The following is a 24,792-nucleotide window of genomic DNA, read 5'->3' as shown; positions in this document are numbered from 1 at the left end:
GAACTGTCAATTCTTTATACCCTATGCCAATTTGGTAACACTCTTTTTAAGTTCGCACTTGTATACTGCGCTACAAGGCCAACAGGCTGCTCTCTTAATATTGAAACCTGTTGAGCAACATCTCGCACTCGTAAAGGCGAGTTTGGCTGCCCTTGATGGCCGCATAAAGGCATATCCGGTGCATCCGTCTCCAAAACAAAATCCTGGTCCGTTAATGACTTAAGCACACGCCTAGCCTTCTGTGCTCTGGGATAAGTGATCGTACCCCCAATCCCCAAAACAAAACCTTGATCTATAAAACGCTTTGCCTGTTCATAGCTGCCATTAAACGCATGAACCACACCGCCATACTCAAAGTTCACTATTCGAAGTGCTTTAAGCAAATCATCCTCACTCTTTCGAGAATGAAAAATAACAGGAAGCTTCCATTTTTTAGCCAACTTTAGCTGCTCAATTAATACTTCATACTGTAGTGAGTAGTTGGGCATGCCAGACCACTTATCCAACCCAATCTCACCCACAGCAACAGTGGGAACCTCCATCAGATGACATTCAAGTTGCTCAAGACATGAATCGAGCGATAATTTGTCATCTAAAAAATACGGATGTAAGCCTAACGCAATCCGAATCTGCGGATGCAGCTTCGCCATCTGAATAATTCGATGCCAGCTTTCTTCCGTAGTGCCAGGCACCAGAAAGTCTGTTACACCAACTCCTAGACAAGAGTCTATCAAGCGAGGCAAATTCTCAAACTGTGGAAAATCAAGGTGGCAATGGCTATCGATAAACATGTGTCAAGATTACATGAAGCGGCCATAAGTCTCTAGCGGACAACAAGGTAGGAACGTAAAAAAGCCGCACATATAGCGCGGCCTTTTTGTAAAGCTTGTTCGAAGCGATATTACAGCTTCGGACCCGCCTTAATAATGTCTTCTGATACGGTTTCGAACTTCTTAAAGTTTTCAACAAACTGAGCGATCAGGCCTTTCGCTTGCTCATCGTAAGCAGCCTTATCCTCCCAAGTATCACGAGGGTTCAGCAATACTGAATCAACGCCTTCTACTTGGGTAGGAACATCAACGTTCAGTTGATCAAGATGAACCGTTTCAGCATCAACCAATGCACCAGATTGAATCGCTGCAATCACAGCACGAGTTGTTGGGATGCTGAAGCGCTTACCGCCTTTACCGTGTGCACCACCAGTCCAGCCAGTGTTAACAAGGTAAACTTTGCTACCAAACTCTTCAATACGCTTCATAAGCAGGTCAGCGTAAACGTCCGCAGAACGAGGGAAGAACGGAGCACCGAAACAAGTAGAGAAAGTAGACTTGATACCGCTGCCTGCACCCATTTCAGTAGAGCCTACCAGTGCAGTGTAACCACTTAGGAAGTGGTAAGCCGCAGCTTCTTTGCTAAGGATAGATACTGGAGGTAATACACCCGTCAAATCACAAGTCAAAAAGATAACTGCTTTTGGTTCACCTGCACGGTTTTCTTCAGCGCGCTTGTCGATATGAAGACGAGGGTAACCAGCACGACCATTCTGAGTAAGAGACGTGTCTGTGTAGTCTGCTGTACGAGCATCATCTAGTACAACGTTCTCAAGAATGGTTCCGAATTTGATCGCTTTCCAAATAACTGGCTCATTTTTCTCAGAAAGATCGATTGTTTTCGCATAACAACCACCTTCGATATTGAATACAGTGCCTTTACCCCAACCGTGCTCATCATCACCGATTAGGAAACGAGACTCGTCCGCAGACAATGTCGTTTTACCTGTGCCAGATAGACCGAAGAACAAGGTGACATCACCCTCAGAGCCTACGTTAGCTGCACAGTGCATTGGCAACACGTCATATGCAGGCAATAGGTAGTTCTGTACAGAGAACATAGCTTTCTTCATTTCGCCTGCGTAACGCATACCAGCAATCAGTACTTTACGCTCTTTGAAGTTAAGAATGACGCAACCGTCAGAGTTGGTGCCATCACGCTCAGGCTGACACTCGAACGTTGGCACATTCAGGATCTTCCACTCATCTTTTGCAGATGGGTTGTACTGCTCAGGGTTAATAAACAGGTTGCGGCCAAACAAGTGCTGCCAAGCTGTTTCCGTACGCATCTGAACAGGGATGTAATAATCGTCGCCAGCACCAACATGAACATCTGATAGATACGATTTCTTTGCATCCAAGTAGGCTTCTACACGATCCCACAATGGCGCAAATTTTTCCTCAGGGAAAGGACGGTTAACCGGTCCCCAGTGGATTGTGTCTTTTGTTGTATCTTCTTCAACGATGAAACGATCCATCGGAGAACGACCTGTACGGGCACCAGTCTCTACGACTAGAGCGCCGGTATCTGCCAGAACACCCTCACCATCAACCAGCGCATTTTCAACTAACTGGGCGGTATTCAAGTTTCGCAGAATGATTTGGTCATCAGTTCTGTTGCTCATGTTGCTTTAGTCCTCTGAACAAAACGGTTACAAAAATGTTTTGATGTTTTTATTTGGGGGAAACCTATAGTAACAAATCAATCTAAAAAAAAATATTGATATAACAAAGTGTTATTTTATTTCATAAAAACAATGCACCGCAAAAACGTAAGCATTTGACTTAGTTAACTTTTTTAAAAATAAACCATTGATACTTCACTCTTGGTGATTCGTAGTAAACCTGCATTACTGAAATAAAACTACAAAACAGTACTAATATTACAATTCCATATACAAAACCGTTATATAAATAAGCAATTAACTATTTTTTAGAACTATTCACTATTTCATGAATATTGCTCGAAATTGGTCTTATTCTCGACTAAAATCCCACCTGAATTTATGAACTTCCACAATAATTCAACTTTTAACCTGCCCTTAAGCCAGGCTTGAAAGCCCAAGTTCATGGTAGGATTCTTTCTAACCTTCCCCCGTTCGAAACAAAGGTAGACCTAACGCTATGCAAAATCTGAATCAGAGCTGCAACATTGGATTTGTAGGACTAGGAGTCATGGGTAAAAACCTGGCCCTTAACCTGGCCGATCACGGTTATCGTGTTGCAGGTTTTGATCTCGACAAAGAAAAAGTACAGGACGTTTTAGATACAGAAGCAAAAGAGCGCCCTGATACAGTTGATCAAGCGAGAATCATTGGTTGCGATGACATGAAGCAAATGCTGGATATGTTGGTAAGTCCACGCGTCATCGTCGTGTTGGTACCAGCAGGTAACCCAGTAGATGCCGTTTGCCAAAGCTTAATTGAAGCAGGGTTGGACTCCCAAGACATCGTTGTTGATTGCGGCAACAGCCAATGGACGGACACTATTCGCCGAGAAAGCGAGTACAAAGAGAAGTTTAAATTCTTTGGTACAGCCGTATCGGGTGGGGAAGTAGGTGCTCGCTTTGGTCCATCCTTGATGCCAGGCGGCGACGCAGATTCTTGGAAATACTTACAACCAATGTGGGAAGCCGTTGCAGCGAAAGTAGATGCGGACGGAAAACCAATCGAAACACGTACACCTGGTCAACCAGTTAAAGAAGGTGAACCTTGTACCGCTTATCTTGGCCCTAACGGTGCTGGCCACTACGTTAAGATGGTACATAATGGTATCGAATACGCTGACATGCAGCTTATTTGTGAAGCTTACCACCTACTACGCTCACTACTTGGCTACGAGCCTGCTGAAATTGGTAAACTGTTTGAAAAATGGAACCAAGGCGTTCTGAACAGCTACCTAGTAGAAATCTCTGCTGACATTCTCCAGCAGTACGATGAAAAAACTGGTGCACCATTAGTGGATATGATCCTAGACAGTGCTGGTCAAAAAGGCACTGGTCGCTGGACATCTATCAGCGCAACGCAAATGGGCGTTCCTGCAGGTATTATCAGTGAATCCGTGTACGCTCGTGCTTTGTCGACCTTGACGGCTGAGCGTGAAAAAGCATCGGCCTTCCTAGTAGGAGATGTTGAAGTTTCTGAGATCGACGCCGAAGCCGTTGAACAAGCCATCGAGAATGCACTTTACTGTGCGAAAATCTGTGCTTACGCTCAGGGCTTCCAAATCATGCGCGCTGCACAAAAAGAGTACGACTGGGAATTGAATTTCATCGGTATCGCTAAGATCTGGCGTGGCGGATGTATCATTCGAGCATCCTTCCTACAGAAAATTGCTGACGCGTTTGAAAACAATCACGATCTAGAGAACCTACTGCTAGATGAGTACTTCGCGAACGCAATGGCAGAAAAACAGAAAGGTCTTCGTGATGCCGTGGTACTGGCTGCCCAATCTGGTATCCCAACACCGTCTTTCTACTCTGCTCTTGCGTACTTCGACGGCTACCGTTCAGAAGTTCTGCCAGCAAACCTGCTGCAAGCGCAACGTGATTACTTCGGTGCACACACTTACGAGCGTGTTGATGCAGAACCTGGTGAGAAATTCCACACGCATTGGCAAGAAGCTGGTCGTCCAGAAACAAAAGTAAAATAAACTTTTGTACCGTGATGCTTTTACTAAAAAGCCCGTTTAGAGCGATCTAAACGGGCTTTTTGTTAGCACAAAAATAATCGTTAGATCATTAGTCTTTCGGTTGTTGCTTTTCAATAGCTGTTAACATACCACGCAGCATTCCGACTTCTTGCTGATCCAATTGCGAGCGCTGGAACAATCGACGGAAGCGGGTCATAACTTGGCGCGGTGCTTTCGGGTCCAGGAACTCGATATCACCCAACACTTTCTCTAAGTGACCTAGCATGTAATCTAGTTGCTCAGATGTCGCGGCAGGCACGTCCCACTTACTTTTCACAATCGGGCCGTCTTGCAAGCTTAGCTCTTGCATGCGCAGCTCGTAAGCAATCACCTGAACAGCCGCGGCAAGGTTCAAAGAACTAAAGCCTTCCACTGATGGGATATGAACATGGTAATGACAACGCTGCAGTTCTTCATTAGTCAAACCACGGTCTTCGCGACCAAATACAAACGCTGTTTTTAACTGCTCTTTGAAAACCAAATCCGCCGCTTGGCGAGGGTCAACCAATGGCCATGGAATATGGCGCTCACGAGCACTGGTGCCGATCGTCAATTGGCAGTCAGCTATCGCCTCTTCGAGGGTCGCGACAATTTTGGCATTGTCCAGAATATCCGTCGCTCCAGACGCTCGGCTAACAGCTTCATCATGGGGAAAGAGCTTTGGATCAACCAATACTAATTCACTTAATCCCATGTTTTTCATCGCGCGTGCTGCGCCACCAATATTGCCGGGATGAGAGGTATTCACCAGCACGATTTTAATGTTTTGTTGCATATAGAAACTCATACCAAATGTCTGTGAAGCATTACAAGAACCATGGTATCAGAGAATTGAGAATAACCTAGCTTTTGAACAGAATTTAACCAATTTTAAGCTAGATTAGTTTAGGCTTTTGGGCTAGAATTCGCGCCCACTATATTGATACATAGAAGGTCGATGCCTTTACTGCTTTATCGCGTCGACAACGCTCTTTAACACTTTAACCGCAACGTACTGTCCAAAAGACAGTAGCTGCCCTATTGATTCAAAAATGGTATCCCATGCAACCACGAATTAATGTCGCTATGAAAGCGGCTCGCGCTGCCGCAGACTTCATCATCCACGCGCAAGAAAAAATGCTGTTTGATAAAGAAGCAGGTCAAAATGCCGCTGAAGTTTATCAAAACGTATGCACTGGCGCTGAACGCAGTATCGTTTACAGCCTAGAAAAAGCTTACCCTGCAGATAAAATCACAACACGCCTACAAGGTACTGTTCAAGAAGGTTCTGAAGGCGAATGGATCATCGATGCCATCCAAGGTCAGCATTTGTTTACACGTGGTCTATCTGGTTTCGCGATCACAATTAGCTACCTCGTTGCGGGTAAAGTAGAACACGCCCTATTGGTAAACCCATCTACTCGTGATGAGTTTTACGCAAGCAAAGGTCGTGGCGCATACCTAAACAACTCTCGCATCCGCACTGGCGGCGCTCGTTCTCTAGAGAACACAACCCTTGCTACACAATTTCCTGGTACAGAAGACACCATCGCTTACGCATCTGGCCAATTCAAAGTACTAGAAGAAGTTGCTAACAAAGGCGCACGCGTTGTCATGCAAGATGCACCAGCTGTAATGCTTGCAAACGTTGCTGCGGGCCGTCTAGACGCTGCATGGGGTCTAGAGCTTCGTGAATGGGAAGTGCAAGCTCCTCTATTTATCGCAAAAGAAGCAGGCTGCCTATTTGCTGGTTTTGACGGTGCACCGAACTATCAAACAGGTAACGTTCTATGTGCTAACCCTCGCCTATTCAAATACCTACTGCCAACATTAAACAAGCAGCTTGGTGCATAAGCGAGTCTTAAAAAGCTTGTCATAAAAAATCCCAGCACAGGTAACTGAGCTGGGATTTTTTTCTATACCTTGAAAGCAAAACCTAAAAAGCAATTAGCTTTTGTAGATGTTCTCGTAGCAGTAATTGGTTGCTTCGACGAAGCCATCCACACTACCACAGTCAAAGCGACGGCCTTTAAATTTGTATGCAATAACGCAACCTTCTTGGGCTTGACGTAAGATAGCATCGGTAATCTGAACTTCACCGTTTGCCCCTGGCGGCGTCTCACGAATCTTTTCAAAAATATCCGGCGTCAAAATGTAACGACCGATGATAGCCAAGTTTGATGGTGCATCTTCTTTCTTAGGCTTCTCAACCATGTTCGTGACACGGAAGATGTCATCACTGATCGACTCTCCTGCAATCACACCATATTTATGTACTTCGTCTTCAGGAACTTCTTGAATGGCAACAATAGTACAGCGGAATTGCTTAAACAGCTTAACCATCTGCGCCATAACACCATCGTATTCACCACCGATACAAAGGTCGTCGGCCAATACCACGCCGAACGCTTCATCACCGATCAAGGGCTCGCCCGTCAAAATCGCATGACCAAGACCCTTCATCTCATGTTGACGCGTAAACGAAAAGTTCACTTTATCGATAATACTACGAATACCTGTGAGATATTCCTCTTTCGCTGTGCCAGCAATCTGGTGTTCCAGCTCATAGCTAATATCAAAATGATCGGCAATCGCACGCTTACCACGTCCTGTTACGAAGGTAATGTTATTAAGGCCCGCTTCTACTGCCTCTTCTACGCCGTATTGAACGAGCGGCTTATTCACAACTGGCAACATCTCTTTTGGCATCGACTTAGTCGCAGGCAAGAAACGTGTACCATAGCCGGCAACGGGAAATAAACATTTACGTATCATAATCATTCCTTATTAAAAACGAAGGCAGCCAACATATCTCCGGCATCCCTTATCAACACACCTAATTTGAAAAACAGTCGCACAAATCCTAACTCTTCGAAACCTTATCGTTCCTCGTATTCATCTTCATGGATTCTATGCACCTCAAATTAAGGCGAACTAAACATCTCTTTTTAAAATATTTGTACACTAAGTATCAAGCATAGAGTATGCCAATTAAAACACTGTTAACTCTATCGGCAACCATTCTAGCAAACATTCGTGACAACTATTTTCTATTTCGACATTAATCATCTTATACAAATCATCACTCAGTAACAGCGCTCTCTAACAAGCTTCCTTGAGTTTTACAACAGATTGACTTAAGTGACCAATAGAGCCTTATAGCTTGATTTCCACTTCATGGTTATCACTGGCACTCGGTGTATTAGGGTCCGCTTCTGCTAACATCTCAGCAGCAACAACTGGGGTGACCGTCAAACCAACGTGTACGTGATCCCCTTGCTCTTCCACCACCATTGGCGCTTTCACACGCATACGATGAATAGCGAACACCGCAACAGATAGGTTCATTAGAGCAATAAAGATAAACAGAGCATTGATATGCACTAAGTCCATAACCACCGATGCTACAAGCGGTCCAATGACACCACCTGCACCATTTAAAAGGATCAACCCACTACTGGCAGACAAAACTTGCTCAGGTCGTAACTGATCATTCATATGTGAAGAAGACAAAGCGTACATCGGGAAGGTAAATGCCCCGAGCAGGAACATTCCAAACATCATGATAGAGATATTCGAAACGCTATGACCAAATGGCACCACCAATGCCGTCACGGCCCCCACTAACCCAACTAATAAAATGGTTAAACGTCGATCCTGACGATCTGATAATTTGCCAATAGGCCACTGCAACACCATGCCACCTAAGTAGCTGGCACCAATAAACACTGAGATCTCAACAACGTCTAAACCGATGGTTTTAGCGTACAGAGCACCAAGACCCAAGATCGCACCAGATGTAATACCCGCGACAAACGCACCGGTAGCGCCAAGCGGGGCTGTCTTAATAAGCCCCATAATATTAAGCTTTTCAGGAACCTCAATGGTCGGTGAGGGCGTTCTAACCAGCAGTAAAGGCACCACTGCCATCGAAATCAACACGGACGTTAAAATGAACAAGTCGTAACCACTTGGAGACGCTGCGTTCAACAAGAACTGCCCTAACGTTTGGCTTGCCCAAATCTCGATTATATAAATGGAAAACAATCGACCTCGAGTATTATTGGTGGCGATAGCGTTTAGCCAACTTTCCGTGACAATAAACAAGCCCGCGTAACACAACCCTGTGCCCATACGCATCAGCATCCAGAACCACGGATCTACGATCACCGACTGCATCAAAATGGTAACTGATGCCAATGATGCGACGGCAGCAAACACTCGAATATGGCCAACATTCTTAACCCATACTGGCACTAAAAGTGAGCCTAGGATGAAGCCAATGTAGTAGGACGACATGATTAAACCGGTTGCGGTCGTATTGAACGACTCAATCGATGCACGAATACCGATCAAAGAGCTCTGCAAGGCGCTGGCCATCGTAATAATTGCCACGCCAAATAAAAGACTCCAAATTGGTAATAAGGTCTGCTTAAACATGAATCACCACTCCAAGGATTCAAGAAAGTTTCTAACGACTCGTCTCTCTAAGGTTGAACTGGCAACCAGTATAGGGCAAAGCAAAGCCACGCTTAAATAGATGAGCGATATTAAAAGTAGTATGGGAGCGTGTAATCTTGATTACACAATGAACAAAACAGGATGTTTTTCAGGGCGCCATGATGGCGTAAAAGACAGGGAAATGCATCAAAAAAATGGCTTCAACGAAGCCATTTTTTGTGGAAATAATGATCAAGCTTAAATGGTCAAACAGAATTACTTTTGCTCTGCTTTTTCGTGATGACGACGCTTACCATCTTTGCCTTTCTTTTTCGCTTTGCAGTCATCACCTGCAGTTTTCTGAAGCTCTAAAAACTGCTCTTTTTGAGCGGCAGTCAATACACTGAACATTTCATGTTCCGCTTCCATTTTCATAACATTTCGCTCAGCACGTTTACTTGCCATGCCCCCTGCAAACTGTTTTGCTGCAGCAGTATCAAACTTATCCGCCATTACAATTTTCTGCATAGTCGCGTGAGCTTGTGCACGGTCTGCTCGTTTTTGTTCAATATCTTTTTCAGCATTAGCCTTGGCTTGTGCATGGCGTACAGAGCGCAACTCTTTTAACTGTTCTTTTTGCGCGTCACTTAAGTCAAGTTTGTAAATCAGCCCTGCAGTGCCTGAGCACACTTGATGTTCACCGTGTCCACGACCGCCTTTTCCGCCACGCTCATGCTGATCCCCTGCTGCAAATGACGATGCTGTGCCAAATGCTAGTGGAAGAGCCAACGTTACCATCATTAGTTTTTTGCTTAGATTCATAATCTCAACCTCATTGTTGATAGAAAAACATGTTCGAAAGCTGTGTCACAGCGCTTGGAGATAGAATAAAAGCTGCAAGGTAAAGTGGCGTTTGGGGTGAGTAAAGTATCGTAAAGACATGACGATGACGTTCATTTGTCAGTAAACTACCCACATATAAAGCAACACAACTTAATGAAAGAGTCTGTCCATGGCCCACATTCTTCTTATTGATGACGATACTGAATTAACTGAATTACTGTGCGAACTACTGAAGTTTGAGAACTTTACTGTATCAGTGGCTCATGATGGAGAGGCTGGACTCAATATGATGAGCCCTGATGTAGACATGATCCTACTCGATGTCATGATGCCCAAGCTCAATGGCATCGAAACGCTAAGACGTTTACGCGAGAATTCAGATACCCCTGTCCTGATGCTCACCGCCAAAGGGGAAGAAATTGACAGAGTGGTTGGCCTAGAACTGGGAGCTGATGACTACTTAGCGAAACCATTTAGCGAGCGCGAATTGCTGGCCCGCATTCGAGCAATCCTACGACGCGCTCAAACCCGCCAACAAGAGCCTCAAAGCGACTGTCTTGAGTACTTTGATATCAAACTCTATCCTGGCAAATTAGAAGCCTACTGCAGTAGTGCGTTACTGGAGCTGACCAGCACCGAGTTTGCTCTGTTACAACATTTCCTATCTCACCCAGGGCACGTCGTCACAAAAGAGACGCTAAGCTTAGATGTACTGGGTAAACGCTTAGCACCTTTTGACCGAGCCATAGACATGCATGTTTCTAACTTGCGTAAGAAACTGCCTGATTGGGAGAACGGCAAACCACGAATTAAAACCCTTCGTGGCCGTGGATACTTACTCACTCAAGGGGATGAGTAAGCATGCGTTTTCCCAAAATTACCAGTCTCTATGGTCGTATTTTTGCGATCTTCTGGTTCACCATGTTTTTGGTATTGATGGCCGTTCTGTCATTGCAATACTTTGATCCGCGCAAAGTGAGCGATGTCCCTGAACCTCATTATGATCGTTTACTATCAGCGCGAGATAAGATTCAAAGCCACTTTGCAGGACATACGGACATTCAATCTATCATTGCCGATTTATATCGTAGCGCCAGCTTTCAAGAGCGAAGGGGCGATCATCGAGGTGGAGATAATGATTTTGAAATCTTTATCACAGACCAAGATGGCAACCTGATTACGGCACACGACAAGCGCTATTCAAACGTCAGGGCTTTAAGGAATTTCGTTACTAATATCGACAACACCGACACCCCGAAACAGCGGCTATACGGCAAGTTCATGTTTGCTGGGCCTGTGCCTATTCGCCTTGCTGGCAATGACTATCTATTTTACTTGAGTGTTAAATGGAACCGGCCTCCCAGCTTTTTGATACAACTATTCGATCACCCTTTTCAGCTACTGCTTGCCACTATGTTGATCAGTACACCATTACTGTTATGGCTAGCCTGGGCCCTCAGCCAACCCGCTCGACGTCTTGAAAAAGCAGCACAACGGGTAGCTCGTGGTGAGTTCTCAATTGATCCGGAACTGGAAAAAGGAACCAGTGAATTTAGCCAAGCCGGTGCGAGCTTTAACCAGATGGTAGAGGCTGTAAACCAAATGATTCTGCGTCAGCAGCGCTTACTGTCCGATATCTCTCACGAACTGCGCTCACCATTGACACGTTTAGGTATGGCAAACTCCCTAGCGCAACGTAAACAAGGCAAAAGTCCGGAGCTTACTCGTATAGAAACCGAAACTCAGCGCCTAGAAGCCATGATTAGCAACTTGTTAGATTTGTCTCGCATGCAGGTAGACAGCCACAACAAACGTGAAATACAGCCTTTGCAAAGCCTCTGGGAAACCTTATTACAGGACACACAATACGAAGCTGAACAAGTAGGCAAACAACTGTCTTTTTCGGATATTCCTAATCGTTCGCTGTCTTGCTACCCGCCACTACTAATGAGTGCATTGGAAAACATTGTTCGCAATGCCATCTATTACGGTCATTCACGCATCGAAGTTTCTATGAAAGAGATAGCAGACCAAATCAGTATTCGAGTAGAAGATGATGGTGAAGGAGTACCGGAAGACGAACTGGAAGCCATCTTCCGCCCGTTTTATCGTGTCTCAACAGCACGAGATTCTCACAGCGGCGGCACTGGACTAGGATTATCCATCACCGAAAGCGCAATTCGCCAACACAGCGGCACTATCCGCGCTGGCAAAAGCTCTCTTGGAGGACTGCTGCTTGAAATTCACCTTCCACTTCAAGCAAAGAGCTAAAAGTGGGCAAGCCTAGGTTAAATATGATGCGTCAACGCTCTATGATGGGGCGTTGGCGAGGACTTTAATCAAAACAGCCTGTCCTGTCAGCCAGCTAAGATCGAAGTTCTCAGAGCTATCCAACTTAAGCATGACGCCCGCCTCAAGAGTTTGTTCGGCATTGGTCATCAAGCAGCGGAACGTGCATTGACTCACCGTATAAATACCAACATAGGTAGTGTTCTCTGAAGCCTGCCAGTGATGTTCGCTTAAAGGCAACAGTGCACTGACTTCCGCAAGAAAATCATCTTCACGAACCATGATATTTAAGTCTTCAATGGCACCGTGATGAAGCTTGGCTTGAGTCACCTCACCACCGGAAAACTTGGCCATATCTAATAGGCGAACAAGTTCATGTTGCTCGCTATCAGAGTGCGTCAATGTCATCCCCGCACCCGATATCAATATCAGAGTTCGATGTAAACCAGAGAAGTCCGAGAACTCGCCGTCCTCAACAACGGCCGCTTGGCTGATGCGAAAGGCCAAGCCTTTTGCATCATCAAAACGCTCAATCTCTAATGTCTCCCCTAAGCCATTTTTCCATGGCATGCGCTTGAACGTATCGGAGGACTTCATCTGTGTAAATCGATTCATCTTAACCCTATTTTACTTGGTCATATACAATTTCATAATACATCATGAAATTGTATATACAACCAAACAAACTGGTTTCAAACGAACTCATAACTTTAAAATAATTTCACCTGAATTAACCAAACATTGTATTTGGTAAAATTAAGACAATTTGGGGAAAAGCTAACAATAAAGCCACCGCAAGAACCATCATTAACCAAAACGGTAATACTCCACGGAAAATGTCGCCTAATTCAACCTTAGGGGCAACCGACTTAACAATAAATACGTTTATTCCCACTGGAGGAGAAATCAGCCCCATTTCAAGAGTCAAAACAGTCAGAACACCAAACCATATCGGGTCGATACCTAGCTGCATAATGATCGGAAAGAAGATAGGCAAAGTCAGCACTAACATTGCAAAACCTTCCAAGAAACAACCAAGCACTAGATAAATCATTAGGATTAAGATTAGCGTTCCTATCACACCAAGATCCAGCATGGATAGGAACTCGCCCACAGCGGTAGGAATGTGACTAAGAGCCATAAACGGATTTATCATATGAGCAGCTATTAGAATTAGCATCACTGTTGCCGTTGTTACCACAGCTTCACGCGCAGCTTGCCATAGCATTCTGAGTGACAGCGTTCGCCCCGCGAAACCGACTAGTATGACAAAGCCTGCGCCTACTGCCGCTGCTTCAACAGGTGAGAATAATCCTCCATAAATCCCACCAATTGTTAACAGGATAACCATTACAATAGGTCCCGCACCCAGTATTGCTTTGCTCTTCTCTCGTAGATTCGTTTTTGGCCCTGCTGGGCCAAAATCAGGCTTGAAGTAGCAAATCACCATAATCATCACAATAAACAAAAGCAGCAGCATGATACCTGGTAAAACACCTGCTAAAAATAAACGCCCTATGCTTTGCTCAGTCAAAATGGCATAAATAACAAAGCCTGTCGAAGGTGGAATCAAGATCCCTAAAGTTCCTCCTGCAGCAACCACACCAGTAGATAGTCGTTTACTGTAATTAAACCGATCCATCTGTCCGAGCGCTACTTTCCCCATAGTCAACGCTGATGCAACAGAAGAACCAGACAAGGCAGCAAAACCGCCACAACCAATGACTGTTGCAGAGGCTAACCCTCCTCGAAATTGCCCAATGATTGCATAAGCAGCATCGTAAAGTCGTTGGCTCATACCTGTCGCCGATGCGACATTCCCCATCAATATAAACAACGGAATGACCACTAGCTCTGGTGAAGACGCCAAGGTAAAACTTTCTGATGCAAGTAAACTAAACGCTGAACGGCTACTGTCTAAAATGGTAATTCCAGCAAAGCCTACCGCAAACATAGCAAACGCGACTGGTACCCGAAGTACCAGTAATATAAACATGATCAAAATACCGAGCATGCCAATCATTGAAGCACTCATGCTACATCTCCTTTTTTACGTACATCTCGTCCCGAAAAAATCAGTTCTAATGCTCGTAGCAGCATGCCAATAGCAGTTAATAGTGCAAACAATGACAAACCATTTTGAAACCAAACTTTAGGTAAACGCAGTAGGTTGGTCGATAGGTTTAACATAGCTGAAAGCTTGGCGCTCTCGTTTACCGCATAGGCAATAGCGACAAAAATCACAGCTCCAAGTATTGCAGAAACAATGTCAATCAGACGATTAAGAAGGCTAGGATAAACTCGCTCAAATAGATCTACAGCAATATGCCCACCAGAGCGATCACAAATAGCCATTGCTCCAAATACCACAATGGTCATAGACATAGTAATGATGTCTTGAGAGCCGTACATGGGCGAGCCGAAAGCTCGCCCAATCACGTCTGCTAGAAGCACCAGCATAATAAAAATCAAACCGAGAGCGCCAACTGCAGCGGACAAAGAAATCACTCTATCCGCCAGTTTTCTAATAGTGGTTAACATAGCCTATTTGCCTTGCATCGCAGCTAAAGCATCTTCACCATCGACACTTTTCACATAGCTTTTCACGACACCAGAAACAGCTTTGATAAAGGCATCTTTCTCATCATCACTAAGCTCTACAATGGTATTAGCGGAGTCCGCTTTGGCTTCTGCCATAGCTTTATTAGCGGTTTCGAGCCAAGCATCTTCAGCACTTTGAGAAAGCCCTTCACCACTTACATTGTCTAAGGCGGTACGCTGTTCAACACTTAAATTATTATATACTTGAGCATTCAATACAGTAAAAAATGCCAACCGTCCCAATGGCGCGCCGAGCGTTAGAGCGTCTGCTACTTCATCCAGTTTAAAGTCTTTTAGTGTAGAAGCTCCGGTGATTACGCCATCAATCAAACCTGTTTGCATCCCGTTGTAAACTTGGCTAATTGGCATTTGAACAGGCGTCGCCCCCAAAGCTTTAGCCACTTCAGCAGCGGTGGCACCAGCTACACGAACTTTGAGCCCTTTTAAATCTTGTGGCGAACGAATGATCTTATTTCGCATGATGAAAATATTTGGCTCAGAGGTCCAAAGAGCCAATGGCTTAGTGCCAGGAAATTCTTGGCTAAGATTATCAGCATAAGCACGCCAAAGAGCTTGGTAACCAGGCATATCTTCTGGTATGGCCCCAGGCAATTCAGCAATCATCGTTTTACCAAATTGAGAGGAAGTATAACCTGGCAATCCCCACGCCATATCTGCTGCTCCCTGTAGAACACGAATATATTGTTCCGCAGGACCTGAGCCTAACTCGCCTCCATGATAGCCACGAACGGTCAGTGAGCCATTAGTCGCAGCAGATAGATCAGTGTTGAGTTTTTCAATCACTGAGGCATTTATGGTATGGAAAGGTGGAGTGAAGTTGGCAAACTTCAATTCCTCAGCAGTTACTTGGCTAGATAGTGCAACCACTGCCGTACTGGCAGCAAGCAGTTTACTGATGTTCATATGTATACTCCCATATTGATCTTAGTGCCCATTAAGGACGTTTTTTATTTTTGACCTGGGACGAGCCGAACCTACGGTACGCCCTATTTTTAATTCATATACAACAAGCTTTTTAGACTATTCCGGATCAGCTCCCTTTGTAATTTAGCTCAATTGATCCTTGTCTCTTTGCTATTCTCCATTCGCCATCAACATACTTTAAATCATCAATAAAGCGCCCAATAAAAACACTCTCTTTTGCTGTTACAGCAGTTTCTAGATCGGATGCTTTTTGATCACCAGAGAAAAGCACTACACGAGATACCACTCTAGCAGCAAATAGGCTTTGTAATTGCACCTCCATGTTACTTAGGATATGGCAGGTTTCTTTTGATGGGCGTTCAGTAAAGGATTCTAAAATTGCTTTACGGCCAACAATCTTCACCTTTGGTGCGCTAGGCCGATATAAAACCGCATCTTCGGTATAACAATTGGCAAGTTCTTCCCAACGCCTCTCATCTAACAAATTTACAGTGCGCTTTACCAGCTTCAAACATTGCCACTCAATAAGCATGCTTTCTAAATTTTCTGAATTCACTATGCTCGGCTCCTTTCACTCAACCAATGCCGCATTGCAGCGGCAACCTCTACCGGGGCTTCAACAGGTGCCATGTGGCCTACATCGTTAATCACCACTAATTCGCTTCTTTCTACTTTTTTCTGCATAGCTTCATGCTGTGATACTGGGCTCCAACTATCCTCTGTACCTGATAATAATAGAGTCGGCACCGTTACCGATGACAAAACAGCTTCGGCGTTAGGTCTATTCAGTAATGCGTTGATTTGCTTTGAGAAGTCATCAAACGAGTAGGCACTGACCATCCTCTCAAGCTTTTCTATTAGTACATTATTTTTCAGGCTTTGGTGCGACATCATTGGGTGTAGCCAATCTTTTGCAAGCGCCTTAGTTCCGTGCTCTTGTGCAAGTTCTAGTAAGCGCATTCGCCCAGGCACCTCCTTGTCCGATCTAGGGTGGACTCCAGTATTGAGTAGCGCTAAATGCGTTATCCGATTTGGTTCTAGATGGTAAACCTCCAGCGCAACACGCGCTCCCATCGAATGTCCAGCTAATGCAAACTCACCTTCTACCTGTTTAAGAACATGTTGTGCCATGACCGTTAGGTCATCAAACCCAGCAAAACTAATAACTTCAACATCCGCTATTGATTGAAGCTGCTCAGCGACTTCCTGCCAAACAAAACGATCACACAGCAGGCCAGTCAAGCAGACTAATTTCGGCTTCATGGCAACTCCTCTTCTTCAAAAATAATGTGACCAAGTGCTGTGTTCGATACTGGAACGTGATAGTGGCGATGAACTTCTTTAACTCGATTCAAGGCCCCCCGCATAATCAGCCACATTACCATTTCACTGCCTTCTGTTCCTGACTCGCGAATGTATTGCTCCTGAGAAATCTTTGCCAATTCAGTAGCGTTATCTTTGAGACGATCCATAAATGAAATATCCCACGGCTGATTAATTAACCCTGCACGCTCACCTAATAGCTGGTGACTCATTCCACCCGTTCCCCAAACTTGAACATTTAATTCTGCTGGAAATTGCTCAATTGCTTTACGCAATGCTTTTCCCAAAGCCAAACAGCGCTCGCCTGTTGGCGCGGGATAAACCACCGTATTTACAGCAAGAGGAATCACTCGGCATGGCCACTTCTCAACTTGACCAAATACCATGGACAAAGGCACCGTAAGACCATGATCCACATCCATCTCGTTTACTACTGTCATGTCAAAGCCATTTAGAATCAACTGCTCAGTAAGATGCCAAGCTAACTCTGGTGCACCTTTTACGATCGGTACAGGTCGCGCACCATAACCCTCATCTGCTGGTTTAAATTCCTCGGCACAGCCAATAGCAAAGGTTGGAATAAACTTCATATCAAAAGTAGTTGCATGGTCGTTGTAAACCAAAATAATCACATCTGGGGCTTGCTTCTGGATCCACTGCTTTGTGAATTCAAAACCTGAAAAAACTGGTGTCCAGTCAGGCTTTGCACTATCACCAATATCAATGATGCGACCTAACAGTGGAATATGTGAAGTGCCAAGACCCGCATGGATGTTAGCCATTACTGTTGCTCCTTAGGATAACGATTACCTTCAGGAGGACGTCCTCCTTGGCGCATCATATCGAGGTATTCTTCGGTTGAGAGGTTCGTCATAGTCGAGACAGCTGCCGCGACACTTAAACCATCGGCTGAGCTGATTTTGACGAGATAATAGATATTGCCACCCAGAGCAATTAACTGAGTAAAGTTCCGGTCTAGTACCGCTTGCTTTTGCTCTTCGCTCATCGGGTATTGGTCAAGATAAGCACGCTCATTTTGTTTGAACGCTTCACGATTAACCGCTTTCATCAAGGACATGCAAAATTGATTAAGATGAAAGCCTTTGCGGGCCATTTCACCATCAAATACGGTTGTCCCAGGAATGTCATGATAGCTTTTATTATTAGAGTTCATAATCTTCCAACGCATTAAAAGGTGGATTATTAGTTTTGATTAAAGCTACATAGCAAAATCGAATTTGTCCTATGCACTATTAACAACATCATCTAAAATTTGGTTATATCTTAAATTCAATATAGCTCTCTGGATCAAAATGACCTTTTGTAATCACGATTTTCTAAGTTTGAAACAATGTCGAGTGATCAATGAGATTATGAGAAAAGGCTCAGAGAAAAGCGCTAGTGATTCATTGAATTTAAGCCAACCTAGTGTGTCACGATCACTTACTCAAGCGGAACAAACGCTGCAGGTAAAAATTTTTACGCGAGGTTGGAGCGGAGCGGAGCTGACGACTGATGGTGAAATTATTATTTCCATCTGCCATCGGATTTTAAATGCAATTAGCGAAGCTAATGATCGTCTTCAAGTGGGGGCAAATAAGGCCTTAACCCTCACAAGCTATCTGGAATGGCGTCATCTGATAATTGTCGAAGCCGTAAATCGATTAGGCAGCGCTTCAGGTGCCGCAAAAATACTAGGTATCACGCAGCCAGCAGTCAGCAGTCAGCAAGACCTTAAAAGAGTTGGAAAATATGATCAGGCAACCACTATTTCACCGTGCACGCCATGGCTTGATTCCAAAGAGTGTTGCAAAGGTATTGGCCTCTCTGTATCTACGTATCCTGCCAATTGCTCAATCATTAAAACCAGCGTTGGAATCACGTTCACATGAGTTAAATGGCCGCCTTTCCGTCGGAATGCTGTCCTTTTCTTGCCAGGATATTGTACCTATTGCTTTCGCCTCAATTTTTAAACAACATCCACGTGTTCGTCTCCAAGCTATGCAAGGCCCTTACCATATGCTGGCAAACGCATTAGTACAAGGAGAGATCGACTGTTTTTTGGGGCTATTAAGAAGTGGACCAATTCATCCGGATCTGATTGAAATTCCATTATTAAAGGCGAGTTATGCCTTGATTGCTCGAGTAGATCATCCGATACATGAGAAAGTTAAAAGCCTTAAAGATCTAACGGATGAGCGCTGGATCGTAGCAAGACACGGGACACCTATTAGAGAATACTTTGAAAAGCTGTTCCATAGTATTGATGACAAACCGCCCATTCAAGCACTAGAAATGCTGACATTTGCTTCTTCGGAAGAACTGGTCATTCATAGTGATGCTATAGCCCTACTGTTTTATGATGAATGGAACATTCAAACGTTAAACCCAAACCTTAAGAAGCTTGCAATCAACTTGCCTGAGGATGGCTGCATAATAGGCATCACATTACACCGAGAGCATCAATCAATGATCACGGATTGTTTTATTCGTGAGCTAAAATTGACCATTGAAAATAAAATGATGTCGACAAGCAAACCGTAATTTAGAAAGATATATAAAGCATAGTGACATAAAAAAGCCCCTAACAAATCCATGCTAGAGGCTTTTATAGCAGAAATGCTATTTTGCTTAGGAAGCGCGACTGAAGTGCTTACCAAGCAAGGCATGATAAAAATCGTGGTCCGATAACACGCCAACACACTTGCCGTTTTCTTCTAACAGAATCGACAACTTCGTCTGATAGCGAATTTCCACTGCATCACGCATGGAAATGTCCACTGGAGCCACAACGACAGAGTCTTCCGGTAAATCAGCGATGTCCATGCCGTGTTCCCAACGAGCAATCGCTACAGGCTCGCCATATAGCTTGGCACTTTCTAATTTACCATCTTGTAGGTCCGCCCAAAGATGATCTGTCAGCTTGTACAGGTTATCCATTTTGCCCAATTGAGCCACAGGGGTCATCAAAGCATTACCACGTAATACGTTAAGCGGATTCGTATGTGCAACAAACTTTTCCACGTATTCTGTGGCTGGGTTCAAAACGATCTGCTCTGGCACGTCCTCTTGGATAATGCGTGCAGACTCCATGATGGCAATTTTAGAGCCGATCTTGAGTGCTTCATCCAAGTCATGACTTACGAACACAATTGTTTTCTTCAAAGACTTTTGCAGTTCAATCAGTTCATCCTGTAACTGAGAACGAATCAAAGGGTCCAACGCAGAGAAAGGCTCATCCATTAGCAGAATATCTGAGTCCATCACGAACGCACGAGCAAGACCCACACGTTGACGCATACCACCAGACAGCTCGTCTGGTTTTTTGTCACGCCAATCGTACAGACCAACCATCTTAAGTTGTTTCAGTGCACGCTCTTCACGCTCTTTCTTACCTACACCCTGCATCTCAAGACCAAAGGCAACGTTCTCAAGCACCGTCATCCATGGCATTAGAGCAAAGCTTTGAAATACCATTGAAACTCGGTTGGTTCTCATATGGCGTAGCGTATCTTCGTCACACTTCGCCATGTCTACCATGCGGTCGCCATCTTTGACTAGACAGCGTCCTCGGGCAACTTTGTTGAGTCCATTGATAGCACGAAGCAGTGTCGACTTACCTGAGCCTGACAACCCCATCAGGACACAGATTTCGCCTTCTTCAATAGAGATGGTGGCATCTTGGACACCCACAACATCACCTGTGCGTGCCAGAATCTCTGGACGGCTCATGCCTTTATCCAATAAACGCAATGACTCCAGCTTTTGGTTACCAAAGACAATGTCTAGATTTTCAATTTGAACCATTGGCATGGATTAACCCTCCGCTTTTGAGTTTGGCGTTTTACAGATACGATCTAGCATGATTGCTACTAAGACAATGGCAACACCCGCTTCGAAGCCTTGGGAAATGTTTACCGTATTCAGCGCACGTACGACTGGTTTACCAAGACCGTCCGCACCTACCAGTGCGGCGATTACCACCATAGACAAAGACAGCATGATACATTGCGTCACGCCCGCCATGATGCTTGGCATGGCGGCAGGTAGCTCAACCTTGTAAAGCAGTTTCGATTTCGTACAACCAAAGGCCAGACCCGCTTCACGAAGCTCATTCGGAACTTTACTGATACCGAGGTAAGTAAGACGAATCGGTGCAGCAATGGCAAAGATGATGGTCGAGATCAATCCAGGTACATAACCTAGACCAAATAGAATCAATGTTGGGATAAGGTACACAAACGTAGGGATCGTTTGCATTAAGTCTAAAATCGGGCGCAATACGGTGTACAACCATGGACGATGGGCTGCAGCAATACCGATTGGCACACCGATCAAGACACTGATCATGGTCGCCGTCACAACCAAAACTAACGTTTGGATCGTTTCTTGCCAGTAGCCTAGGTTCATGATCAGTAAAAATGCTGCTGCGACGAACAGCATCATACCGACACTTCGATGCAACCACCAAACAAAGGCTAACACCAGTGCCACGACCGCGAATGGGTTCATCCATTCTAGGCCATCCACCATGGCAAAAATTAGGGTTTCAAGAGTGATAGAAATAAAATCAAAGAAAAAAGCTGCGACGTCAATTAACCAATTGACAAAGGTTTCCATGGTGTCGCCAAGTGGAATTTTGTGCTCTGTTAGCCAGTTCATATAAGGGTCTCCAAATAACTCATATCGTCATAAACACGCTGCTTAGTAGCAGCGTGTTTTTGTTTCATCATCATGACAATTGATTACAGACCCAAAGAGCCTTTTACTGCGCTCAAGCCTTCTGCTCCAGAAGTACTTTTCACGCCGTCAAGCCATTTTGTTAGCACGGCTGGGTTGGCTTTCAGCCATTTTTGAGCCGCGACTTCTGGCTTCTCACCATCATCTAGAATTGCGCCCATTACTTCGTTCTCCATCTCTAGAGAGAACGTTAGGTTAGTCAGCAGTTTGCCTACGTTTGGACACTCTTGGATGTAGCCTTTACGAACGTTAGTGTGAACGTTAGCCCCACCGTAATTTGGACCAAAGAAGTCATCGCCGCCTTCTAGGTAGGCCATATCAAAGTTCGCGTTCATTGGGTGTGGTTCCCAACCCAAGAAAACAATCCACTTATCACGACGAGCATTACGGCTCACTTGTGACAACATACCCGCTTCACTTGACTCAACTAACTGGAAATCACCTAGGCCAAAAGCGTTTTGGTCAATCATGTCTTGAATAAGACGGTTGCCGTCGTTGCCAGGCTCGATACCGTAAATACGGCCATTGAATTCACGTGAATATTTGGCAATGTCAGCAAAGCTCTTCACACCACCATCAAAAGCAGCTTGGCTGACTGCTAACGTGTACTTAGCTCCAGTCAGGTTTGGACCTAGATCTTCCACCGTACCTGCTTGAAGATAAGGTGCGATATCCGCTTCCATAGTTGGCATCCAGTTGCCTAAAAACACATCGATATCGTTGTTCGCTAGGGAAGTGTACGTAACAGGTACAGAAAGCAGCTGAGTTTTCGTGCTGTAGCCTAGACCTTCTAATACAGTTGAGGTAATAGCAGTTGTTGCGGTGATATCCGTCCAACCTACATCTGAAAAGCGAACCGTCGAACAGTCAGCAGCCGCCATCGAAGAGGCGCCTGCAATGCACATAGCAAGTGTAGCGTGTTTCAATTTCAACATGATCTATTTCTCCTGTGGATATTATGGTCAGAGTTAGCGATAACTCATCTCAAAAATTAATCATTTACCACACCGAATTTGAGAGCCTTTACAAGGCTCCCTCAGCTAACGCTGCGCTAACACCAACGAAATGTATTCGTTGATACGATCAGCAGCATGATGGTTATCGATCCCCCCTGCTAGGGAGCCTCTAAGCCACATACCGTCAATCATTGCGGCGACTGTATAGGCAATCTCTCGTGCACGCTCTTTTGCAAAGCGCTCACGAAACACTACTACCAGACAGCTTTGTAATCGGCGTGAGTAAACGTTCTGTAATCTAAATAGCGCTGGCTTGTGCATGGCCGAAGCCCAAAACCCCATCCACGCCTTAACCACTTGGGGACGTGTTTGAGATTGGCTAATACTGGCCTTTACTATCGCCATTGCTCTTTCGAAAGTATCACCGGAACGTGCAGACTGCAGCTCTACGTGTAACACTTCAAAAAATTCTTTTATCAGGCTACGCATCGTTTCTTCGAGTAACCCATCTTTGCCACCGAAATAGTGGTTAATGATGGCGGGTGAGACACCTGCTCGCTTGCTGATAACGCTGACCGTTGCCCCCGGAAAACCGAGTTCATCTATTGCTGAAATGGTTGCATCAATAAGTTGAGGCTTTCTAATTTCCGGCATTCCAACTTTTGGCATTTGGATTCCTTTTTAATTAAACAACCATTTAATAAAAACTATAGTAGACAGAATGTCAGGGAGTGGTCAACCCTTAATAGCTCTAAATAGTTGTCGTCTAACGGTTAGATTACGGTGAAGGCTTGATGACTAAAGCGTTACAGTGAAAAAATTAATTTTGAAATTTTTCCTTGATCCCAATCAGGGGTAACATCAAATTTGCACATAAAACACACAATTTATCCAAAAGCGTCATATTGAATATTTTTTGTGTCATCAATTTCACAATGTATGGCAGTATCAATATTGATCTGTTTTTAGCGTATTGATCTGCCTCTTTAGGAGTGTATATGAGTCAGGCATGGGATTTCGATAAAATCATCGATAGAAGTCAGCAAAACAGTGATAAGTGGGGAAAATACCCTAGCGATGTCATCCCTATGTGGGTGGCGGATATGGATTTCGACTCTCCACAATGCATTAAAGACGCTTTAATCCAACGTATTGACGAAGGCGTGTTTGGTTACACCTACGCATCGAAGTCACTAGTAAGCTCTATTCAAGGCCATTGCCAGACTCGTTATGATTGGGTGCCATCTGCTGCACATTTTGTCCATTTGCCAGGTTTAGTATGTGCCCTGCATTTGGCTGTCAGGGCCCTTACTGAAGCACAAGATCGAATCATTGTACCCAGTCCTGTGTATTACCATCTAACAAAAGCACCAGAGATGTCTGATCGAAAGTTGGACAGAATTCCTTTTGTACTCAAAGGAAATAGATGGTCTGTAGATCTCAAAACATTTGAAGAGTCATGTAATAAAGCGGATGCAAAGATGATTCTGCTTTGTAATCCACATAACCCTGGCGCCACGGTTTATACCCAACAAGAACTGTCAGCCATTCATGCCATTGCAAAACGTCATGATCTTTTAGTGGTGTCAGATGAGATCCACTGCGACTTAATTCTTAACGACGCTCGGCACATTCCATTTGCTAGCCTGAATGAAGACGCTGCCCAGCGCACCATCACCTTGATGGCCCCCTCTAAAACCTTCAATATCGCTGGCTTAGGTTATGCATTCGCCATTATTGCTAATAGCAAGTTGCGACAGCGCTTTAATCAAGCAAGGGAAGCCCTTATTCCTGCCCCCAACTTATTGGCGCTAGTGGCTGCAGAAGCCGCCTATCGAGATGGCCAAAGCTGGCACGAGTCATTGTTAGAGTATTTACGAGGCAACCTCCACTACATCCAAGAACGTATTGCAGGCACATCTATACAGATGGCGGAGCATGAAGCAACGTATCTCGCGTGGCTCGACGTTCGAGCGTATCAGCTTGAAAATCCCCACGACTTTTTTGTCAAAGCGGGTGTCGGTATTTCTGATGGCGCAGGATTTGGCGCACCTGGATTTATTCGCCTAAACTTTGGTTGTTCACGTTCGCAGTTAGAACAAGCCATGAATCGTATATTGATTGCTTTGGAATCCAAGTCTTAGCCCCTGCAAAAA

24 protein-coding genes and 1 pseudogene are annotated in these 24,792 nt (G+C 44.7%); 7 read left to right on the top strand and 18 right to left on the bottom strand.

Annotated features, from left to right (window positions below; all coding sequences use genetic code 11):
• Positions 1 to 14 precede the first annotated feature (14 nt).
• Positions 15 to 791 (bottom strand): TatD family hydrolase, encoded by a 777-nt coding sequence (locus C8D85_RS10670; RefSeq protein ID WP_133562491.1) that lies wholly within the window; start codon positions 789 to 791, stop codon positions 15 to 17.
• Positions 792 to 901: 110 nt separating this feature from the next.
• On the bottom strand, positions 902 to 2,455 hold the full coding sequence (locus C8D85_RS10665; RefSeq protein WP_133562489.1) for a phosphoenolpyruvate carboxykinase: 1,554 nt from the start codon (positions 2,453 to 2,455) through the stop codon (positions 902 to 904).
• A gap of 499 nt (positions 2,456 to 2,954) precedes the next feature.
• Between C8D85_RS10665 and gndA the strand changes: the two genes are divergently transcribed.
• Positions 2,955 to 4,481 (top strand): NADP-dependent phosphogluconate dehydrogenase, encoded by a 1,527-nt coding sequence (gene gndA / locus C8D85_RS10660; protein WP_133562487.1) that lies wholly within the window; start codon positions 2,955 to 2,957, stop codon positions 4,479 to 4,481.
• Between the two features lie 88 nt (positions 4,482 to 4,569).
• Here the strand turns inward: gndA and C8D85_RS10655 are convergent, their stop codons facing one another.
• Positions 4,570 to 5,295, bottom strand: coding sequence for an RNA methyltransferase (locus tag C8D85_RS10655; RefSeq protein ID WP_133562485.1), 726 nt, complete (start codon positions 5,293 to 5,295; stop codon positions 4,570 to 4,572).
• Between the two features lie 266 nt (positions 5,296 to 5,561).
• On the opposite strand from C8D85_RS10655, the gene C8D85_RS10650 reads away from it, so the two are divergent.
• Positions 5,562 to 6,353, top strand: a complete 792-nt coding sequence (locus C8D85_RS10650) for an inositol monophosphatase family protein (protein WP_133562483.1) — start codon at positions 5,562 to 5,564, stop codon at positions 6,351 to 6,353.
• Positions 6,354 to 6,446: 93 nt separating this feature from the next.
• On the opposite strand, the gene galU is transcribed toward C8D85_RS10650, so the two are convergent.
• The 3 genes from galU to C8D85_RS10635 form a co-directional block, all read right to left on the bottom strand.
• Entirely contained in the window at positions 6,447 to 7,274 is an 828-nt protein-coding gene (gene galU / locus C8D85_RS10645; RefSeq protein WP_133562481.1) for a UTP--glucose-1-phosphate uridylyltransferase GalU, read from the bottom strand.
• Positions 7,275 to 7,655: 381 nt separating this feature from the next.
• Entirely contained in the window at positions 7,656 to 8,939 is a 1,284-nt protein-coding gene (locus C8D85_RS10640; protein WP_133562479.1) for an MFS transporter, read from the bottom strand.
• Between the two features lie 276 nt (positions 8,940 to 9,215).
• Positions 9,216 to 9,761, bottom strand: a complete 546-nt coding sequence (locus C8D85_RS10635; protein ID WP_133562477.1) for a Spy/CpxP family protein refolding chaperone — start codon at positions 9,759 to 9,761, stop codon at positions 9,216 to 9,218.
• Between the two features lie 190 nt (positions 9,762 to 9,951).
• On the opposite strand from C8D85_RS10635, the gene C8D85_RS10630 reads away from it, so the two are divergent.
• Positions 9,952 to 10,641 carry a response regulator gene (locus C8D85_RS10630; RefSeq protein ID WP_133562475.1) on the top strand — a complete coding sequence of 230 codons (690 nt, stop codon included), beginning with the start codon at positions 9,952 to 9,954 and terminating at the stop codon, positions 10,639 to 10,641.
• Between the two features lie 2 nt (positions 10,642 to 10,643).
• Complete coding sequence (gene cpxA / locus C8D85_RS10625) at positions 10,644 to 12,053, top strand: envelope stress sensor histidine kinase CpxA (protein ID WP_133562473.1); 1,410 nt, start codon at positions 10,644 to 10,646, stop codon at positions 12,051 to 12,053.
• Positions 12,054 to 12,092: 39 nt separating this feature from the next.
• Here cpxA and C8D85_RS10620 read toward each other — a convergent pair whose 3' ends face one another.
• The 8 genes from C8D85_RS10620 to ligA form a co-directional block, all read right to left on the bottom strand.
• Entirely contained in the window at positions 12,093 to 12,686 is a 594-nt protein-coding gene (locus C8D85_RS10620; RefSeq protein ID WP_133562471.1) for a HutD/Ves family protein, read from the bottom strand.
• A gap of 115 nt (positions 12,687 to 12,801) precedes the next feature.
• Complete coding sequence (locus tag C8D85_RS10615) at positions 12,802 to 14,106, bottom strand: TRAP transporter large permease (protein WP_133562470.1); 1,305 nt, start codon at positions 14,104 to 14,106, stop codon at positions 12,802 to 12,804.
• A complete protein-coding gene (locus C8D85_RS10610) occupies positions 14,103 to 14,612 on the bottom strand; it encodes a TRAP transporter small permease (RefSeq protein WP_133562468.1) in 510 nt (169 codons plus the stop codon). Before C8D85_RS10610 ends, C8D85_RS10615 begins: the two co-directional genes overlap by 4 nt.
• 3 nt (positions 14,613 to 14,615) lie before the next feature.
• Positions 14,616 to 15,596: a TRAP transporter substrate-binding protein gene (locus C8D85_RS10605; RefSeq protein ID WP_133562465.1), complete on the bottom strand. Its 981-nt coding sequence runs from the start codon at positions 15,594 to 15,596 to the stop codon at positions 14,616 to 14,618.
• Between the two features lie 127 nt (positions 15,597 to 15,723).
• Positions 15,724 to 16,173 carry a nuclear transport factor 2 family protein gene (locus tag C8D85_RS10600; protein WP_133562463.1) on the bottom strand — a complete coding sequence of 150 codons (450 nt, stop codon included), beginning with the start codon at positions 16,171 to 16,173 and terminating at the stop codon, positions 15,724 to 15,726.
• Positions 16,173 to 16,880, bottom strand: a complete 708-nt coding sequence (locus tag C8D85_RS10595; RefSeq protein ID WP_133562462.1) for an alpha/beta fold hydrolase — start codon at positions 16,878 to 16,880, stop codon at positions 16,173 to 16,175. Before C8D85_RS10595 ends, C8D85_RS10600 begins: the two co-directional genes overlap by 1 nt.
• Complete coding sequence (locus tag C8D85_RS10590) at positions 16,877 to 17,722, bottom strand: class III extradiol dioxygenase subunit beta (protein ID WP_133562460.1); 846 nt, start codon at positions 17,720 to 17,722, stop codon at positions 16,877 to 16,879. Before C8D85_RS10590 ends, C8D85_RS10595 begins: the two co-directional genes overlap by 4 nt.
• On the bottom strand, positions 17,722 to 18,114 hold the full coding sequence (ligA, locus tag C8D85_RS10585; RefSeq protein ID WP_133562458.1) for a protocatechuate 4,5-dioxygenase subunit alpha: 393 nt from the start codon (positions 18,112 to 18,114) through the stop codon (positions 17,722 to 17,724). Before ligA ends, C8D85_RS10590 begins: the two co-directional genes overlap by 1 nt.
• A 139-nt stretch (positions 18,115 to 18,253) precedes the next feature.
• Here ligA and C8D85_RS18285 point away from each other — a divergent pair.
• A pseudogene (locus tag C8D85_RS18285) lies at positions 18,254 to 18,655 on the top strand (LysR family transcriptional regulator); the annotation flags it as partial.
• 37 nt (positions 18,656 to 18,692) lie between these two features.
• Complete coding sequence (locus tag C8D85_RS10575; protein ID WP_133562455.1) at positions 18,693 to 19,484, top strand: LysR substrate-binding domain-containing protein; 792 nt, start codon at positions 18,693 to 18,695, stop codon at positions 19,482 to 19,484.
• Between the two features lie 87 nt (positions 19,485 to 19,571).
• Here the strand turns inward: C8D85_RS10575 and choV are convergent, their stop codons facing one another.
• The 4 genes from choV to betI form a co-directional block, all read right to left on the bottom strand.
• Positions 19,572 to 20,753 carry a choline ABC transporter ATP-binding protein gene (choV, locus tag C8D85_RS10570; protein ID WP_133562453.1) on the bottom strand — a complete coding sequence of 394 codons (1,182 nt, stop codon included), beginning with the start codon at positions 20,751 to 20,753 and terminating at the stop codon, positions 19,572 to 19,574.
• Between the two features lie 3 nt (positions 20,754 to 20,756).
• Positions 20,757 to 21,602: a choline ABC transporter permease subunit gene (gene choW / locus C8D85_RS10565; RefSeq protein WP_133562451.1), complete on the bottom strand. Its 846-nt coding sequence runs from the start codon at positions 21,600 to 21,602 to the stop codon at positions 20,757 to 20,759.
• Positions 21,603 to 21,685: 83 nt separating this feature from the next.
• Positions 21,686 to 22,615: a choline ABC transporter substrate-binding protein gene (locus C8D85_RS10560; RefSeq protein WP_133562449.1), complete on the bottom strand. Its 930-nt coding sequence runs from the start codon at positions 22,613 to 22,615 to the stop codon at positions 21,686 to 21,688.
• A 105-nt stretch (positions 22,616 to 22,720) separates the two neighbouring features.
• Positions 22,721 to 23,305: a transcriptional regulator BetI gene (gene betI, locus C8D85_RS10555; RefSeq protein WP_133562447.1), complete on the bottom strand. Its 585-nt coding sequence runs from the start codon at positions 23,303 to 23,305 to the stop codon at positions 22,721 to 22,723.
• Positions 23,306 to 23,634: 329 nt separating this feature from the next.
• Between betI and C8D85_RS10550 the strand changes: the two genes are divergently transcribed.
• Complete coding sequence (locus C8D85_RS10550; protein WP_133562445.1) at positions 23,635 to 24,780, top strand: MalY/PatB family protein; 1,146 nt, start codon at positions 23,635 to 23,637, stop codon at positions 24,778 to 24,780.
• Positions 24,781 to 24,792 lie beyond the last annotated feature (12 nt).

This window comes from Marinomonas communis, assembly GCF_004363305.1.
In the GTDB taxonomy this organism is placed as follows: Bacteria; Pseudomonadota; Gammaproteobacteria; order Pseudomonadales; family Marinomonadaceae; genus Marinomonas; species Marinomonas communis.
Note: the sequence above shows the minus strand (reverse complement) of the source record. Positions and strands in the feature narration are given on the sequence as shown.

Excerpts from the sequence above, each read along its gene's own strand:
- C8D85_RS10605 (WP_133562465.1), bottom strand. The coding sequence starts at position 15,596 with ATGAACATCAGTAAACTGCTTGCTGCCAGTACGGCAGTGGTTGCACTA.
- C8D85_RS10655 (WP_133562485.1), bottom strand. The coding sequence starts at position 5,295 with ATGCAACAAAACATTAAAATCGTGCTGGTGAATACCTCTCATCCCGGC.
- C8D85_RS10610 (WP_133562468.1), bottom strand. The coding sequence starts at position 14,612 with ATGTTAACCACTATTAGAAAACTGGCGGATAGAGTGATTTCTTTGTCC.
- C8D85_RS10630 (WP_133562475.1), top strand. The coding sequence starts at position 9,952 with ATGGCCCACATTCTTCTTATTGATGACGATACTGAATTAACTGAATTA.
- choW (WP_133562451.1), bottom strand. The coding sequence starts at position 21,602 with ATGAACTGGCTAACAGAGCACAAAATTCCACTTGGCGACACCATGGAA.
- gndA (WP_133562487.1), top strand. The coding sequence starts at position 2,955 with ATGCAAAATCTGAATCAGAGCTGCAACATTGGATTTGTAGGACTAGGA.
- C8D85_RS10650 (WP_133562483.1), top strand. The coding sequence starts at position 5,562 with ATGCAACCACGAATTAATGTCGCTATGAAAGCGGCTCGCGCTGCCGCA.
- galU (WP_133562481.1), bottom strand. The coding sequence starts at position 7,274 with ATGATACGTAAATGTTTATTTCCCGTTGCCGGCTATGGTACACGTTTC.
- ligA (WP_133562458.1), bottom strand. The coding sequence starts at position 18,114 with ATGAACTCTAATAATAAAAGCTATCATGACATTCCTGGGACAACCGTA.
- C8D85_RS10670 (WP_133562491.1), bottom strand. The coding sequence starts at position 791 with ATGTTTATCGATAGCCATTGCCACCTTGATTTTCCACAGTTTGAGAAT.
- C8D85_RS10665 (WP_133562489.1), bottom strand. The coding sequence starts at position 2,455 with ATGAGCAACAGAACTGATGACCAAATCATTCTGCGAAACTTGAATACC.
- C8D85_RS10560 (WP_133562449.1), bottom strand. The coding sequence starts at position 22,615 with ATGTTGAAATTGAAACACGCTACACTTGCTATGTGCATTGCAGGCGCC.
- C8D85_RS10590 (WP_133562460.1), bottom strand. The coding sequence starts at position 17,722 with ATGGCTAACATCCATGCGGGTCTTGGCACTTCACATATTCCACTGTTA.
- betI (WP_133562447.1), bottom strand. The coding sequence starts at position 23,305 with ATGCCAAAAGTTGGAATGCCGGAAATTAGAAAGCCTCAACTTATTGAT.
- C8D85_RS10575 (WP_133562455.1), top strand. The coding sequence starts at position 18,693 with ATGATCAGGCAACCACTATTTCACCGTGCACGCCATGGCTTGATTCCA.
- C8D85_RS10550 (WP_133562445.1), top strand. The coding sequence starts at position 23,635 with ATGAGTCAGGCATGGGATTTCGATAAAATCATCGATAGAAGTCAGCAA.
- choV (WP_133562453.1), bottom strand. The coding sequence starts at position 20,753 with ATGCCAATGGTTCAAATTGAAAATCTAGACATTGTCTTTGGTAACCAA.
- C8D85_RS10615 (WP_133562470.1), bottom strand. The coding sequence starts at position 14,106 with ATGAGTGCTTCAATGATTGGCATGCTCGGTATTTTGATCATGTTTATA.
- C8D85_RS10595 (WP_133562462.1), bottom strand. The coding sequence starts at position 16,880 with ATGAAGCCGAAATTAGTCTGCTTGACTGGCCTGCTGTGTGATCGTTTT.
- cpxA (WP_133562473.1), top strand. The coding sequence starts at position 10,644 with ATGCGTTTTCCCAAAATTACCAGTCTCTATGGTCGTATTTTTGCGATC.
- C8D85_RS10620 (WP_133562471.1), bottom strand. The coding sequence starts at position 12,686 with ATGAATCGATTTACACAGATGAAGTCCTCCGATACGTTCAAGCGCATG.
- C8D85_RS10640 (WP_133562479.1), bottom strand. The coding sequence starts at position 8,939 with ATGTTTAAGCAGACCTTATTACCAATTTGGAGTCTTTTATTTGGCGTG.
- C8D85_RS10635 (WP_133562477.1), bottom strand. The coding sequence starts at position 9,761 with ATGAATCTAAGCAAAAAACTAATGATGGTAACGTTGGCTCTTCCACTA.